The sequence below is a fragment of the Paraconexibacter sp. AEG42_29 genome (genome assembly GCF_040581415.1).
GTDB lineage: Bacteria > Actinomycetota > Thermoleophilia > Solirubrobacterales > Solirubrobacteraceae > Paraconexibacter.
The window spans coordinates 4653495-4667467 of record NZ_CP114014.1 but is presented as its reverse complement, the minus strand read 5'-3'; the positions used below and the strand labels follow the sequence as shown (position 1 = coordinate 4667467).

Below are 13973 nucleotides of genomic sequence, written 5' to 3'. Positions count from 1 at the left end.
TGGTGGCCGGCGGTCAGGCGCGGTCGAGGTCGTCGTGCGAGACCCCGAGGTAGTGCGCGATCGCCTGGGAGCGGTTGACCGCCCCGAGCTTGCGCAGGATGTGCTTCACGTGGGACTTCACGGTGCCTTCGGTGATGACGAGCTTCTCGGCGATCGCACCGTTCTTCGCGCCGGCGACCATGAGCGCGAGGACCTCCGCCTCGCGCGGCGTCAGCTCCTCCATCTTCGCGCTCATCGTCGTGAGGACCGAGACGGCGGTCCGGGTGACGACGGAGCCCGAGGCGGGTTGCAAGGCGAGCTCGATCTCCGACTCGCTGAGCTGCTGCATGGCCTGGTCCACGTCGGACATCAGGTCGCGCAGCTCCTCGCGCTGGGCGCGCACGCCCTGCAGCAGGACGGTGCGCTCGTAGATGTGGCCGAAGCCCTCGGCGAACGCCCAGAGCACGTCGCGGTCGGCCTCGTCGCAGCGCCGGCCGGACGGGTGATGGTCGGCGTGGAGAAACCCCACGACGTTGCCGGCCGGCATGACGGGGGCGACGACGTACGAGCCGGACAGCCCGTCGCGCGTGATCTGGTGGACCTCCGGCGCGGACGTGTCGTGCACGAGCGCGGGCCGGTGCTCGGTCAGCAGCTGCGTCTCCAGCACCATGTCGCCGAGGGGGATGCGCGTGTCGATCCAGGCGTCGAACCAGCCGGGCATCGCGTCGGAGAAGTGCCCGACCCAGGGCGACCAGACCCCGTCCTCGACCCGCGAGAGCAGCGCCCGGCCGAAGCCGCCACTGCGCACGAGCTCCTTGCAGACGCGGTCCAGCAGGTCGGACGTGTCGGAGATCGCGCGCAGGCTCGAGAGGCCGGACTCGACGGCGGCGATGCGGCGGGTGCGCGTCGCCATCTCGTGGTCGTGCAGCTCGAGCGAGAGGCGCTGCAGGTCGCAGACGAGCTCGCACATGCCGACCGTCGCCGCCCGGCCGGGCCGTTGCTCGCGCAGGCGCTCGATGGCGAGCCAGGTGAGCGAGGCGATGACCTCCGCGGCCTGGCCCGGGTTGCTCGCGTCGAGCGGCTCGACCTCGAGGTCGGCCCCGATCAGGACCTTCGCGCGCTGCACCGCCTCGTTGATGCGGGCGGTGAGCTGCGTGCGCCGGCGTCGCCAGCGGACGGTCGGGGACGCGGCGGGGAACGGCTGCTCGCGGGGCTCGTCGGTGACGGTCATCGGACGGTCGGGTCGCCTAGAGCTTTGCGCGCATGACGATCTGCAGGTACTTCGAGACCGCCTCCGCCCGGTTGGAGGCCCGCAGCTTGCGGCAGATGTTCTTGACGTGCGACTTCACGGTGCCCTCGGCGATGACGAGCTCGTCGGCGATCGTGCTGTTGCGCGCCCCGCTGATCATCAGGTTCAGCACCTCGCGCTCGCGCGCGGTCAGCAGCAGGTTGATCCGCGACTGGGTCGGCGCGAGCATGCCCGCCGCGCTCTGGGTGACCGAGGTGGCCTCGCGCTCCTGACGGGCGAGCTTCACCTCCGCGTCGCAGAGCTGGTCCAGGTTCGCCTCCGCGTGGCGGAAGGCGTCCCGCACCCGCGAGCGCTGGGCGTCGAGGCGCTCGACGAGGACCATCCGCTCGAAGATCAGGCCGAAGCCCTCGGCGAACGTCCAGAGGTTGTCGCGGTCCAGCGTCGTCAGCTCGCGGCCGCTGCCGAACGCATCCGCGTGCAGGAAGCCGATGACGCGGCGCCCCTGCAGGACCGGCGCGGCGACGTAGGCCGTCGTCGCCGACGCCTCCATCAGCGGGCTGAACGTGCGCTGGCTCGTCTGCGGGTCGCTGACCAGGGCCGGAGCCGCGCGGCGCGCGAGCTCGGTCTCCAGCAGCATCGGGCTGAGCGGGATCTCGGCCCCCGTGAGGAACTCCTCGGTGGCCTCCGTGACGGCCGCGTCCTGCCCGGCGGCGATGCAGATCGCCTCGGGCTGCCAGCTGGAGCCGTTCACGCGCGACAGCACGGCGCGGTCGAAGTCGCAGCAGTGGCACAGCTCCTCTGGCGTCTCCTGCAGCAGCTCGGCGACCGAGCCGACGCCGCGCAGGCGCGTGAGCCCGCCGTGGATGCGGGAGAGCACGTCGAAGCGCTGCGCGATGACCGTCTCGCGCAGGTCCTGCTGCAGGTCGGTCAGCTCCACGAGGGCGTCGCAGAGCGTGGCGGCCTCGATCGGGGCGTTGGCCAGCGAGCGGTCGTCGAGCAGTCGCGCGCGGAGCTGCTCGCAGACGCGCTCGAGACGCTCGGCCAGCTGCTCGGGAAACCCCGGATCGGTGGCCAGCGTGTGGGACTCGATCAGGTCGCGCGCGCGCTGCGCGATCGCCTTGGCGCGTTGCTCCAGCGTGCCGTCCGTGCTCTCGGTCTGCGTCGCCGCAGTCGCCATCGAACTCCCTCTCTCTCTAACCCTGGGGCGACTATACACGCAGGGGTCGGGGGCACCGGAGGGCGTTCCGGTGCGCCAACCCCCTTCCTTGAGCGGACGGCCCTCACCCGTGAGGGGCATGTCCCGGCGAGGGCCAGCCGACAGCATGGAGGCGTGCCCATCTTCGAGAACGCGAGCGAGGTGTACCGCTATGTCGGCGGGATCTACCGCGCGGCGGCGGAGCACCCCGAGGTCGGATCGCAGCTGGCTGCCGCCGCGCTGACGCTGCGGGTGCAGCACACGGATCCGGACGCGGTGCTGACGATCCGGCTGCACGAGCCGATGACGGTCGAGGAGGGCGGCCCGGGGCCGGACGCGGACGTCGTCCTGACGATGCCGGCGGACATCGCCGACCGCTATTGGCGTGGCGAGTACAACCTGGCGGTCGGCCTCGCGAAGGGCAAGGTCCAGGCCACCGGTGACATCGCCCGGCTGCTGCCGCTGCTGCCGCTCACCAAGCCGCTGTTCCCCGTCTACCGGCGCATGATGGCCGGCCGGGAAGCGGACCGGTCCGCGTACTGAGCCCGGGCCGTCAGGTCGCCGGGGCGCGCGCCGCGTCGCACGCCTGCACGGCGGCGCGCAGGACGGGAAGCACGCGCAGGAACTTGCGGACGTAGCCCTCGAAGCGGATGTCGCCGGCGAGGATGCGGAGCGGCAGCTCCTCGCCCTGGCGCAGGCAGTTGTCGAGGTCGGCGGTCGTCATCGTGAGGACGACGTCCGCGCGACGGGGCTGGGCCTCCGTGGTGGCGTACGGACGGGCGACGTCGAGCGCGAGGAACACCGGCTGCACCGGCCGGTCCGTGAAGTCGAGCCGGACCAGGACGCCGGCCTGAGCCATGCGGAAGGCGACGGCGTCGTCCTTCAACGCCTCCTGGACCACATCGACGAACGACGCGACGCGCTGCGCCGGCGACGCACCGACCTCCACCGCAGGGGAACTGCCTGTGACCCGGTCGAGTGACCGCGCTGGGTTGACCATCCCGTCCTCTCTCTCCTCCATCCGCGCCCGCCCGACCTGATCACGTCGACCTTGCCGGAACCGTCGCGATTGTCTCCTTCGACACAAACCTTATCCCCAAAGCACCCCGGAAGTCATCCCTGCAGCGGATGCTTTGGCGCACAGGAGAGGGCATGGTTCGAGGATGACCGACGTCACCCGCGCCGCCGCCGTCCCGGCAGGCTCGTCCTCGGCGCCCTTGCGCGCGCCGCTGCTGATCGCGCGCGAGGTCAGCGTGGAGGCCGACGACCGCACCCTGGTGGAGCCCGTCTCGCTGGCGCTCGGCGTCGGCGAGCTGGTCGCCGTCATCGGCCCAAGCGGCGCCGGCAAGACCTCGCTGCTGCGCGCGCTCGCCGGCCCGGAGGCCCGGACGCGGGGATCGGTGCAGCTGCTGGCCGGCGACGGCACCGCGGCCGGCGGAATCGGCTTCGTCCCGTCGGACGACCTGCTGCATGACGAGCTGAGCGTGTTCGAGGAGCTGCTCTTCGCCGCGCGCCTACGGGCCGAGCCCGGCGCCCGCGAGGCCGAGCTCGTCGCGCGGGTCGAGGGGGTGGTCAGCGACCTGGACATGCTGGAGTTCGGCGAGACGCGCGTCGCCAGCCTCTCGAAGGGCCAGCGCCGGCGCACGTCCTGCGCGGTCGAGCTCGTCGGCCGGCCGCAGGTCCTGCTGCTGGACGAGCCCGCCGCCGGCCTGGATCCCGGTCTGGAGCGGCGCCTGATGGTGATGCTGCGCGAGCTGACCGGCGATGGCCGCGGGGTCCTCGTCGCGACGCACTCCACCGCCAGCCTGCACCTCTGCGACACGATCGTGGCGATGGGCCCGGGGGGGACCGTGCGCTACATCGGGCCGCCCGAGGGAGTGACGGGCGCCCTCGGCGTCCGGGACCTCGAGGAGGCGTACGCCGCGCTGAGCGCGCCCGCCGGACGCGGAGGACACGCGCAGCTGCCCGCGGTCCCGGCGGGCCACGGCAGCGGCGACCGCGTACGCGGCGCCGCCCCGGGCGGCGGGGCCCAGCTCGGAACGCTCGTCTCGCGCGCGGCGATCTGCCAGCTGCGCGATCGCCGGTCGCTGGCGATCCTCATCGGCCAGGCGCCGGTCATCGGCCTCGCGATGGCGGTCGTCCTGCCGCGCGGTGTCGTCGAGGACCAGACCCTCGGCCCGTTCTACGGGATGCTCCTCAGCTTCATGCTGCTGACGGCGAGCATCTGGCTCGGCGTCATCGCGGCCTGCCGGACCGTCGTCTCCGAACGCGCGATCATCGACCGCGAGCTCGCGGTCGGCGTGCGCGCGGAGGCCTACGTCTTCGCCAAGGCGCTCACGCTGATGCCGGTCGTCGCTGCGCAGACGCTGCTGATGGCCATCGTCGTCCTGATCCTGCAGCCGGTGCCGGAGGGTGCACCGCTGATTCTCGGGCTCTGCGTGGTCACCGGCTGGAGCGCTGCGGCGATGGGGCTCTGGCTGTCGGCCTGGGCCCGGACGCCGGATCAGGCGACGACGTCCGTCCCGCTGCTGCTGATTCCCCAGTTGCTGTTCGCAGGCGCGCTGATCCCGGTCGACAAGATGATCCCGCCGCTGCAGGTGCTGACGAACGCGGTCACCGGGCGCTGGGCACTGGGCGGCATCGGCGGGGCCATGGGGCTGGACGAGCGGCTGGGGTCGAATCTCGGCTCCGTGACCGGCCTGGAGGCCTCCTTCTTCGCGGCGCAGCCGACGACGCCGATCATCGGGCTCGTCGCGATCGCGGTCGTCTTCCTCGGTCTCGCGGTGCGGTCGCTGGGTCGCGTGCCGCAGCACAGGTGATCCGCCGGACTTCCGGGAGTCACTCGCGCGGGTAGCAGCGCTGTGCGGGTCCGTGCGCCGGTCTGTGCCCCTTTTCGGGGGGCACCTTCTCCCGCGGGGTGGGCGCCCCCGAGTGGTGCGATGGCCTACCGTTCGCAGATCACCCTGTCCGAACACGACGACTGAGCCGGCGATCGCGCGCCGGCCACCCCCAGCACCCCTGCACCGCGGCGGCGAAGGCTCGCCGCTCGTCCTGCTGCACGGCTTCACCGGCAGCTGGCGGATCTGGCACCCCGTCCTCGAGACGCTCGAGCGGCACCACGAGGTCACCGCGGTGACGTTGCCGGGACATCACGGCGGCCCGGTCATCGCGCGCGAGACCGAGGTCAGCATCAAGCTGCTCGCCGACGGAATCGAGCAGAGCCTGGACGCCGCCGGCATCGGGACCGCTCACATCTGCGGCAACTCGCTCGGGGGCTGGCTGTCGCTCGAGCTCGCGCGCCGGGGGCGGGCGCGGTCCGTGGTGGCGCTGTCGCCGGCCGGCGGGTGGCGGGACCCCGGGCACCTGCACCGGACCGCGACGATGATCCGCAACATCACCCGGCTCAGCGTGCGCTCGTCGCCGTTCCTGCGGGGGCCGCTGCTGGCGCCGCAGGCGCGGCGCGCGATGCTGAAGTCCGTCATGGAGCGCGGGGACCGCATGCCCCCGGGCCGCATGCTGCAGATGATCGAGGACGCCGGCGGGTGCACGATCATCGACCAGTTCATGGTGGCGACGCAGCGCGACGGCGGCTTCAACAGCGACATGTCCCATGTGACGTGCCGTGTCCGGATCGCCTGGAGCCAGAACGACCGCACGATCCCGGCGGACGACCACGGCCGTCCGCTGCTGGACCGCGTCCCGAACGCCGAGTTCACCGTCATGCCCGGCGTGGGGCACGTCCCGATGTACGACGACCCGCTGCTCGTCACCGCCACGATCCTCGAGGTGACGCTCGACGTGGACGCGTCCACCCCGCAGCCCTCGCGAGCACGGAGCGCATCATGACCGCACGCAAGCTCGGCCCGCTGCCCGTGCCCGCTGCGGCGCCGCAGCCACAGCCGTCGCCCGATCGCGCGAGTGCGGCCTTCCAGTACGACCGGACGATCGTGCGCTGGGGCCAGGGGACGGAGATGACCGCGGTCGAGGCCGCCCTCTGGCACGCCTCCGACCGCGCGACGCTCCGCGCGGCGAGCGTCGTCGTCGAGGTGCTCGACATCACGCCCGACTGGCGACGGCTCGTCCACGGTCACAGCTGGGCGCTCGGTCGCGTCCCGCGTCTACGCCAGCGGGTCGTGTCCGATCCCTTGCGGATCGGTCCCCCTGCGTGGGCGGACACGCGCGTCGACCTCGAGCACCACGTCCGGCGCGTGCAGCTCGGCTCCGGCGGGACGCTGGCCGACGCGCTCGCCGTCGCGAGCGCGATGCACGAGGAGACCTTCGACCCGACCCGTCCGCTGTGGCAGGCCACGCTCGTCGAAGGGCTCCCGGGCGGCCAGTCCGCCTACGCGCTGAAGCTCCACCACGCGATGGCCGACGACCAGGCGCTCGTCGCGCTGTTCGAGCTGCTCCACAGCAGCGTGCGCGAGCCGACCGCCGGGTCGCCGCAGCTGCCGCAGGGCATCCACGAGCCGATCACGCCGCTACGGCTCTCCGCGCAGCATGCGCTCCAGGCCGTGGCCGAGACGCCGCTGGCCGTCAGCCGCGCCGCAACCGGTGCCGCGCGAACCGGCGCCACCCTCCTGCGTCACCCGGCGCGGAGCATCGTCGCGTCGCTCGAGGTCGCGCAGACGGTGGCCGAGTCGCTGGTCGGCGGCGCCGGCGCCGGCTCCCCGCTGCTGCGGGCCCGCAGCTCCCACCGTGCCTTCCACGCCATCGACCTGCCGACCGAGCGGCTGCGGGCGGCTGCCGGCCGGGGCTTCGCGGACGGGATGCTGGCCGCGGCGATCGACGCGCTGGGCCGGTACCACGCCGCTCTCGGCACGCCGCTCGACGAGCTGCCGGTCGCCGTCCCGCTGCAGCTGCGGCTGGACGGCAGCAGCGACCGCTTCGCCCGCGCCCGGATCAGCGCCCCGACCGGCCGCATGAGCGCGGCCCAGCGGGTGGCCGTCCTGCGCGAGCGCGTCGCGGTCGCCGAGCAGCGCACCACCGTCGACCTGGTCAAGCTGGCGGCGCCCGCGATCAGCCGTACGCCGACCGCGCTGGTCGCCCAGGCCATGGAGCGCTCGAACCGGCCGCTGGCCCTGCAGGCGTTCGTGGTGCGCGGCCTGAACCGCGACGCCTACCTCGCCGGCGGCCGCGTCCTGCGGATGTTCTCGTTCGGCCCGACGACCGGCTGCGCGCTGTCCGCCACGCTCGTGACCCACCAGGATCAGGCCTGCATCGGCTTCAACTACGACACCGCCGCGGTCACCGACCCCGCGCTGATGAGCCGCTGTCTGGACGAGACGTTCGCGGAGCTGCTGGCCGACACGTTGCTCGAGCCGGCGGCCTGACGGCGGGCCGGGCAACCCGGCGCGTGGGCGCTGAAACCGATTTACCCCCCCGCGCAGGAGAGGGACGTCCCCCACTGGGTCGATGCCCGGGGTTGCGCGGCCTGAGAGGGTGGGCAGGTAGCGCTTGTCCACGTCGTGCTGCCCGGGAAGCGAATGACCACACTCAGCCCAGACCCGACGGATACGCCGTCGGGTCACGTCCCGCCGCCGCTGGTCCTCAGCGTCGGCGCCAAGAGCACGACCGAGCAGCGCCTGATCGACGAGTGGTGCAGCCGCACGCATCCCGGTGCCGAGGTCGTCCCGCACGACTCGCCGGCGGTCGCCGGCCGCCTGGGCGACCTGGACGGGCGGGAGGTCGTGCCCGTCCGCGTCACGTGGCTGCCGCCCGCGGACGAGGAGGACAAGGCCGGGGTCGGCGAGCTGCTCTCCCTGATGCAGCCCCGCCGTCCGTGGGGCGTCCTGCAGGGCCGTGTCGCGGACCACAGCCGCGGCCGGGTCCAGGTGACCGCCGGCCAGGCGGCGACCGTGGCGGACCTGCGCGCGCGGTTCGCGGCCGAGACCGGATCCCGCGGGGACGCCGCGCTGAGCGCGTTCGTCGCCCGGCAGGCGGTCCTCACGTGTGACCGGGCCGAGCGCCTGCTGCTGGGCGACCGCTACAAGGTCCCGCGCCTGGTGGCCGAGCAGATCGCCGCCAGCGCGCGGTTCCGCGAGCGCATCGCGGCGCTGGCGCCGATCACCGGGCGGACCGTCGAGGACCTGCAGGCCGACGGCGAGGCGTGCCTCGCCGAGCTGGCGACCGTCCAGTCCCCGCTCGGGATCGATGCCTACCGCAGGTTCATGGCCCCGATGCACGCGCACGCGTGGACGGTCGAGGTCGACCGCGCCGGCCTCGAGCCGCTGCGCGAGCTGAACAAGAAGCACGCGCTGGTCTTCCTGCCGACGCACCGCTCCTACGTCGACCCGCTCGTCCTGCAGGAGGCGCTGCAGACCAACGACCTGCCGCGCAACCACGTCCTGGGCGGCAACAACATGGCGTGGTGGCCGCTCGGCCCGATCGGCCGCCGCGCCGGCGTGGTGTTCATCCGCCGCAACTTCGGCACCGACCGCGTCTACAAGCTCGCGGTGCGGGAGTTCCTCGGGCACCTGGTGTCCAAGCGCTTCAACCTCGAGTGGTACATCGAGGGGGGCCGGACCCGGACCGGGAAGCTGCGCCCGCCGAAGCTCGGCCTGCTGCGCTACCTGACCGAGGCGATCGACGACGACCGCGCCGACGACGTCGCGCTCGTGCCCGTGTCCATCGTGTACGACCGCCTGCGCGAGGTCGGCGCGATGGCGACCGAGCAGCAGGGGAAGGCCAAGCAGCGCGAGGGGCTGCGCTGGATGTTCGACTACGTGCGCAGCCAGCGCCAGAACGTGGGCAAGGCGCGCGTGCACTTCGGCGAGCCGTTCATGCTCCGCCAGGCGCTCGACGAGGCCGGCGATCCTGCGGTCCGGCTCGAGAAGGTGGCGTTCCGCATCTGCGACGGGATCAACGCCGTCAGCCCGCTCACGCCGACCTCGCTGGTGACGTTCGCGCTGCTGGGGTCGCAGGGCGTCGCGCTCACATATCCGCAGATCGAGGAGCTGACGCGGCCGCTCCTGGACTACGCGGCCAGGCGCGACCTGCCCGGTCCCATCATCGAGATGGCCCGGCCGGGCGGCCTGCGCGGCGGCCTGGACAGCCTCGTCGACGCCGGCATCGTCACGTGCTACGACGCCGGCAGCGAGCCCGTCTGGTCGGTGGATCCGGGCAAGCTGCACATCGCCGCCTTCTACCGCAACGGCGCCGTGCACCACTTCGTGAACCGGGCCATCATCGAGCTCGCCCTGCTCGAGGTCCTGCGGACCCGCGCCGACGACAGCACCGACATCACCGACCCGGCGTGGGAGGCCGCGCTACGGCTGCGCGACCTGCTCAAGTTCGAGTTCTTCTTCGCGGAGAAGGAGCGGTTCCGGACGCAGCTGCAGGCCGAGCTCGAGCTCATCCACCCTGACTGGCGCGAGCGCGCCGCCGACGGCGCAGGCGCCACGGCGCTGCTGTCCGGCGCCACGCTGCTGGTCGCGCACCGCACGCTGCGGGCGTTCGTCGACGCGCAGCTCGTGGCCGCCACGCTGCTGTACGAGCGCGAGCCGCGGCTCGCCGTCGACCCCAAGGAGTTCGTCCAGCAGTGCATGGAGGTCGGGCACCAGATGGTCCTCCAGGGACGGCTCCACAGCGAGGCCGCCGTGTCCCGCGACTCGTTCGCGGCCGCGCTGGACCTGGCCGCCAACCGCGACCTCGTGGATCCCGGTCGCGACGAGGTCCGCGTCGCGCGGGCCGCCTGGCTCGCCGAGGTCAAGGAGGTCCTGGTCGGGCTCGAGCAGGTCCACTCCGCCGACACCGCCGCACTGAACGAGGTACTCGATGACGACCGTTGACGCCCTGCTGGACAAGATCTACGCCGCGGACCCGGGGCCGCAGGTCGTGGCCGCGTTCGACTACGACGGCACGCTCATCTCGGGCTTCTCCGCGGGCGCGTTCTACGAGCACCGGATCAAGAAGGGCGACATGGGCCCGATCGAGCTCGCGCGCACCGCCATGATCGCGCGCCGCGGAATCGGCGACCCGTCGGAGTTCGCGAGCTTCTTCACGTTCGCGCTCGAGGCCTGGATCGGGACGGAGGAGGCGACGCTCGAGGCGCTCGGCGAGAAGCTCTTCAAGGGGACGATCGCGTCGAAGCTGCACCACGAGGCGTTCGCCCTCGTCGAGGCGCACCGCGAGATGGGCCACACCCTGGTCCTGGCGTCGTCCGCGATGCGTTTCCAGACCGAGCCGATGGCGCGCGAGCTCGGCATCGAGCACGTCCTCAGCACGGAGATCGAGATCATCGAGGGCCGCATCACCGGCCTGGTGATCGGTGAGCCCCTGTTCGGGCCCGAGAAGGCCCGCGGCCTGCGCGACCTCGCCGCCGCCCAGGGCCTGGACCTCGCGTCGTCCTTCGCGTACTCCAACGGGCGCGAGGACATCCCCTTCCTGGAGGCGGTCGGGCACGCGACCGCGATCGAGCCGGACCCGGACCTGCACGCCGAGGCCGCGCTGCGGGGCTGGCCGGTGCTGCGCTGCCAGAAGCCGCCGTCGGGCCTGCCCGGGCCGAAGGACGTCGCCCGCACCGCCGCCTTCTACGGCGGGCTGCTGGGCGCCATGAGCATCGGCGCCGGTGTCGGGCTGATCTCCGGCAAGCGCAGCGCGATGGCCGACGTGGGCATGGGCATGGGGACGGACGTGAGCCTGAAGCTCGCGGGCGTCGACGTGGACGTCATCGAGGGCGAGGAGCACCTCTGGTCCCACCGGCCGGCGATCTTCCTCTTCAACCACCAGTCGAAGATGGACCCCCTGGTGGTGACCAAGCTCATCCGCGAGCGCTTCACGGCGGTCGGCAAGGCGCAGGCGAAGAACGTGCCGCTGTTCGGCCAGTTCTTCCAGCTCGCCGGCATGACGTTCATCGACCGCAGCGACAACGCGAAGGCCCGCGAGGCGCTGGCGCCGGTCGTCGAGGCGGTCCGCGGCGGCAAGTCGCTGATGATCTCCCCCGAGGGGACCCGGACGCCGACCCCGCGGCTCGCGCCGTTCAAGAAGGGACCGTTCCACATCGCGATGCAGGCCGGGGTACCGGTCGTCCCGATCGTCCTGAAGGGCATCCACACCGTGCAGTCGCGCGGCGGCCAGATGATCCGGCCCGGCCGGGTCGAGGTCGTGATCCTGCCGCCGTTCGTCACCACCGACTGGAAGCCGAAGACCGTCGGAGCGCACGCGGACGAGGTCCGCGACGCGATGCTCGACGTCCTGAAGAACTGGCCCGGCAGCTACGCGGGAACCCGACCGGAGGCGAAGGCATGACCAACACGGCGCACGAGGACGGCGTCTTCGAATGGGGCGTGGCCGACCGGCTCAACGCCCTGGAGACGATCATGTGGCGGGCGGAGGTCGATCCCGCGCTGAGCTCGACGGTGCTCGCCCTGGAGGTCCTGGACTGCGAGCCGGACTGGGAGCGGTTCTACGCCGCGCACGACTGGGGCTCCCGCATCGTGCCGCGGTTCCGCGAGCGCATCGTCGACGGCCCGGCCGGGCTCGGCCAGCCCAGCTGGGTGCAGGACCCGTCGTTCGACCTGGACTACCACGTGCGGCGTGTGCGGCTGCCGGAGGGCGCCACCATGCGCGACGCCCTCGATCGCGCGCGCGACATCGCCAAGGTGCCGTTCGACCGCGCCAAGCCGCCGTGGCAGGCGGTCCTGATCGAGGGCCTCCCGGACGGCGAGGCCGTCTACGCGCTGAAGATGCACCACGCGACGCTCGACGGCATGGCGGGGATCCAGCTCGTCGCCGGGCTGCACTCGCGCCAGCGTGGGCCATCCGGGCCGAAGCAGACGCCGCCGCTCCCCGCGGCGGGGAGCACGTCCGTCGTGCGGGCGGTCACCGACCAGGCCGGGCGGGACGTCCGCGGCGTGGTGGGCGCGGTGGCCTCGGTCCCCGGTCGCCTGCTGCGGTTCGGGCGCCCGGACAAGGCGGCGCGTGACCTCGCGCGCTACGTCGCGTCGCTTCAGCGGGTCCTGGGCGACAGCGGCGCCGCGCCCTCGCCGCTCCTGGCGGATCGCAGCACCGACTGGTGGTTCGGCGCGCTCGACGTCGAGTTCGCGCCGCTGCGGGCCGCTTCCAAGGCGGCGGGCGCCTCGCTGAACGACGCCTTCCTGGCCGCGCTGCTCGGCGGCTTCCGTCGCTACCACGAGGAGCACGACGTCGCCATCGAGGCGATGCCGTTCGCGATGCCGATCAGCATCCGCAAGGAGGGCGACCCGGCCGGCGGCAACGCGTTCGCCGCCGCCCGCCTGTCCGGGCCGGTCGCCGAGAAGGACCCCGTCGCCCGGATGCAGGCCGTCGGCGCGGCGGTGCGGGATGTCCGCTCCGAGCCCGCCCTGAACGGCGTCGGCGCGATGGCTCCGGCCCTGGCCCGCCTGCCCGGTCCCGTCATCGCGCAGCTGGCGGGCGGCCTGACGAAGGCCAACGACCTGCAGGCGAGCAACGTCCCCGGGCTGCGGGAGGACGCCTACTTCGCCGGCGCGAAGGTGACGCGCTTCTACGGCTACGCGCCCCTGCCCGGGTGCGCGGCGATGATCGTGCTGATCAGCCACGGCGACACCTGCTGCGTGGCGGTCAACCTCGACCCGGCGGCGATCAAGGACCCGCAGCTGTTCGGCCGCTGCCTGGTCGAGGGCTTCACGGAGGTGCTGGCCCTGGTCCCGGACGCCCCGGCGCCCGTCTGGCGCGGATGACCGTCAGCGACGAGGCGCTCGGGGACCTGACCGGCTTCCGCGGCGGCAGCGGCGAGCCGCTCGTGCTGCTGCACGGGTTCATGGGCACCTGGCGGGTCTGGCGCCCGCTGCTGGACGACCTGACCGCGCAGCACACAGTCTTCGCGCCGACGCTGCCTGGTCACCACGGGGCGGCCGCCCTGGATCCGGGCTTCGTCGGCTCGATCGACGGGATGCTCGACGTGCTCGAGGCGCAGCTGGACAACGAGGGGATCGAGCGGGCGCACATCGTCGGCAACTCGCTCGGCGGCTGGCTGTCGCTCGAGCTCGGGCGCCGCGGCCGCGCATTGTCGGTCACCGCGCTGTCGCCGGCCGGGGGCTGGAACCGCCCGCGCGACCGCGACCGCGTCATCCGGCTCATGAAGACGGCACGTCTGGCGAACGCCCGCGGCGGCAGGTTCCTGACGCCGAAGCGCCTGCAGTCCCCGCGCGTGCGCAAGCTCGCCCTCTGGTCGGTCGCGGTCCACGGCGACCGCGTCCCCCCGCAGGACGTCGCGGCGATGCTCGAGGAGTCCCTTGGCTGCGCGGTCTTCGACAGCTTCCTGACGTGGGTCGGCGGCCGCGAGTCGTTCCCGGCCGCCGCGCAGGCCGACTACCCGATCCGCGTCGCCTGGAGCGAGAAGGACCGGACGATCCCCTTCAAGAAGTACGGCCGACCGTTGCTGGCGAGCGTCCCCGGAGCGGATCTCGTGACGCTGCCGGACGTCGGCCACGTCCCGATGTTCGACGACCCGGCGCTGGTCACGAAGACGATCCTGGAGGTCACCCAGCGCGCCGAGTGACAGATGACGCACGGACGGGTGCGCGTCAGCTATCACTCGGCGCCTGCGGA

Annotated in this window: 11 protein-coding genes; 8 read left to right on the top strand and 3 right to left on the bottom strand. The window is 72.9% G+C overall.

The genetic code is table 11. The features are described 5' to 3' along the window. Positions 1–13: 13 nt before the first annotated feature. Positions 14–1210, bottom strand: coding sequence for a LuxR C-terminal-related transcriptional regulator (locus tag DSM112329_RS22670; protein WP_354698827.1), 1197 nt, complete (start codon positions 1208–1210; stop codon positions 14–16). 16 nt (positions 1211–1226) lie between these two features. Then, positions 1227–2405 carry a LuxR C-terminal-related transcriptional regulator gene (locus tag DSM112329_RS22665; RefSeq protein WP_354698826.1) on the bottom strand — a complete coding sequence of 393 codons (1179 nt, stop codon included), beginning with the start codon at positions 2403–2405 and terminating at the stop codon, positions 1227–1229. Between the two features lie 153 nt (positions 2406–2558). On the opposite strand from DSM112329_RS22665, the gene DSM112329_RS22660 reads away from it, so the two are divergent. After that, positions 2559–2966, top strand: a complete 408-nt coding sequence (locus DSM112329_RS22660; RefSeq protein WP_354698825.1) for a hypothetical protein — start codon at positions 2559–2561, stop codon at positions 2964–2966. A 10-nt stretch (positions 2967–2976) separates the two neighbouring features. On the opposite strand, the gene DSM112329_RS22655 is transcribed toward DSM112329_RS22660, so the two are convergent. After that, positions 2977–3372, bottom strand: a complete 396-nt coding sequence (locus DSM112329_RS22655; RefSeq protein WP_354698824.1) for a hypothetical protein — start codon at positions 3370–3372, stop codon at positions 2977–2979. A gap of 214 nt (positions 3373–3586) precedes the next feature. Between DSM112329_RS22655 and DSM112329_RS22650 the strand changes: the two genes are divergently transcribed. From DSM112329_RS22650 to DSM112329_RS22620, 7 genes are all read left to right on the top strand, one after another. Continuing rightward, positions 3587–5242 carry an ABC transporter permease gene (locus DSM112329_RS22650; RefSeq protein ID WP_354698823.1) on the top strand — a complete coding sequence of 552 codons (1656 nt, stop codon included), beginning with the start codon at positions 3587–3589 and terminating at the stop codon, positions 5240–5242. A 115-nt stretch (positions 5243–5357) separates the two neighbouring features. Continuing rightward, the gene (locus DSM112329_RS22645) at positions 5358–6269 is read left to right on the top strand and encodes an alpha/beta hydrolase (protein ID WP_354698822.1); all 912 of its coding nucleotides are present in this window, start codon (positions 5358–5360) and stop codon (positions 6267–6269) included. Next, a complete protein-coding gene (locus DSM112329_RS22640; RefSeq protein WP_354698821.1) occupies positions 6266–7756 on the top strand; it encodes a wax ester/triacylglycerol synthase domain-containing protein in 1491 nt (496 codons plus the stop codon). The genes DSM112329_RS22645 and DSM112329_RS22640 overlap by 4 nt, the downstream gene beginning before the upstream one ends. Positions 7757–7909: 153 nt before the next feature. Next, positions 7910–10213 (top strand): glycerol-3-phosphate 1-O-acyltransferase, encoded by a 2304-nt coding sequence (locus DSM112329_RS22635; protein WP_354698820.1) that lies wholly within the window; start codon positions 7910–7912, stop codon positions 10211–10213. Beyond that, positions 10200–11672, top strand: coding sequence for an HAD-IB family hydrolase (locus DSM112329_RS22630; protein ID WP_354698819.1), 1473 nt, complete (start codon positions 10200–10202; stop codon positions 11670–11672). The genes DSM112329_RS22635 and DSM112329_RS22630 overlap by 14 nt, the downstream gene beginning before the upstream one ends. Continuing rightward, positions 11669–13102 carry a wax ester/triacylglycerol synthase domain-containing protein gene (locus tag DSM112329_RS22625; protein WP_354698818.1) on the top strand — a complete coding sequence of 478 codons (1434 nt, stop codon included), beginning with the start codon at positions 11669–11671 and terminating at the stop codon, positions 13100–13102. The genes DSM112329_RS22630 and DSM112329_RS22625 overlap by 4 nt, the downstream gene beginning before the upstream one ends. Then, the gene (locus DSM112329_RS22620) at positions 13099–13923 is read left to right on the top strand and encodes an alpha/beta fold hydrolase (protein ID WP_354698817.1); all 825 of its coding nucleotides are present in this window, start codon (positions 13099–13101) and stop codon (positions 13921–13923) included. Before DSM112329_RS22625 ends, DSM112329_RS22620 begins: the two co-directional genes overlap by 4 nt. Positions 13924–13973: the final 50 nt, after the last annotated feature.

What these genes read in the sequence shown, in the direction of transcription:
- DSM112329_RS22620 (WP_354698817.1), top strand. Translation starts at nt 13,099, where the DNA reads ATGACCGTCAGCGACGAGGCGCTCGGGGACCTGACCGGCTTCCGCGGC.
- DSM112329_RS22625 (WP_354698818.1), top strand. Translation starts at nt 11,669, where the DNA reads ATGACCAACACGGCGCACGAGGACGGCGTCTTCGAATGGGGCGTGGCC.
- DSM112329_RS22670 (WP_354698827.1), bottom strand. Translation starts at nt 1,210, where the DNA reads ATGACCGTCACCGACGAGCCCCGCGAGCAGCCGTTCCCCGCCGCGTCC.
- DSM112329_RS22650 (WP_354698823.1), top strand. Translation starts at nt 3,587, where the DNA reads ATGACCGACGTCACCCGCGCCGCCGCCGTCCCGGCAGGCTCGTCCTCG.
- DSM112329_RS22630 (WP_354698819.1), top strand. Translation starts at nt 10,200, where the DNA reads ATGACGACCGTTGACGCCCTGCTGGACAAGATCTACGCCGCGGACCCG.
- DSM112329_RS22635 (WP_354698820.1), top strand. Translation starts at nt 7,910, where the DNA reads ATGACCACACTCAGCCCAGACCCGACGGATACGCCGTCGGGTCACGTC.
- DSM112329_RS22665 (WP_354698826.1), bottom strand. Translation starts at nt 2,405, where the DNA reads ATGGCGACTGCGGCGACGCAGACCGAGAGCACGGACGGCACGCTGGAG.
- DSM112329_RS22640 (WP_354698821.1), top strand. Translation starts at nt 6,266, where the DNA reads ATGACCGCACGCAAGCTCGGCCCGCTGCCCGTGCCCGCTGCGGCGCCG.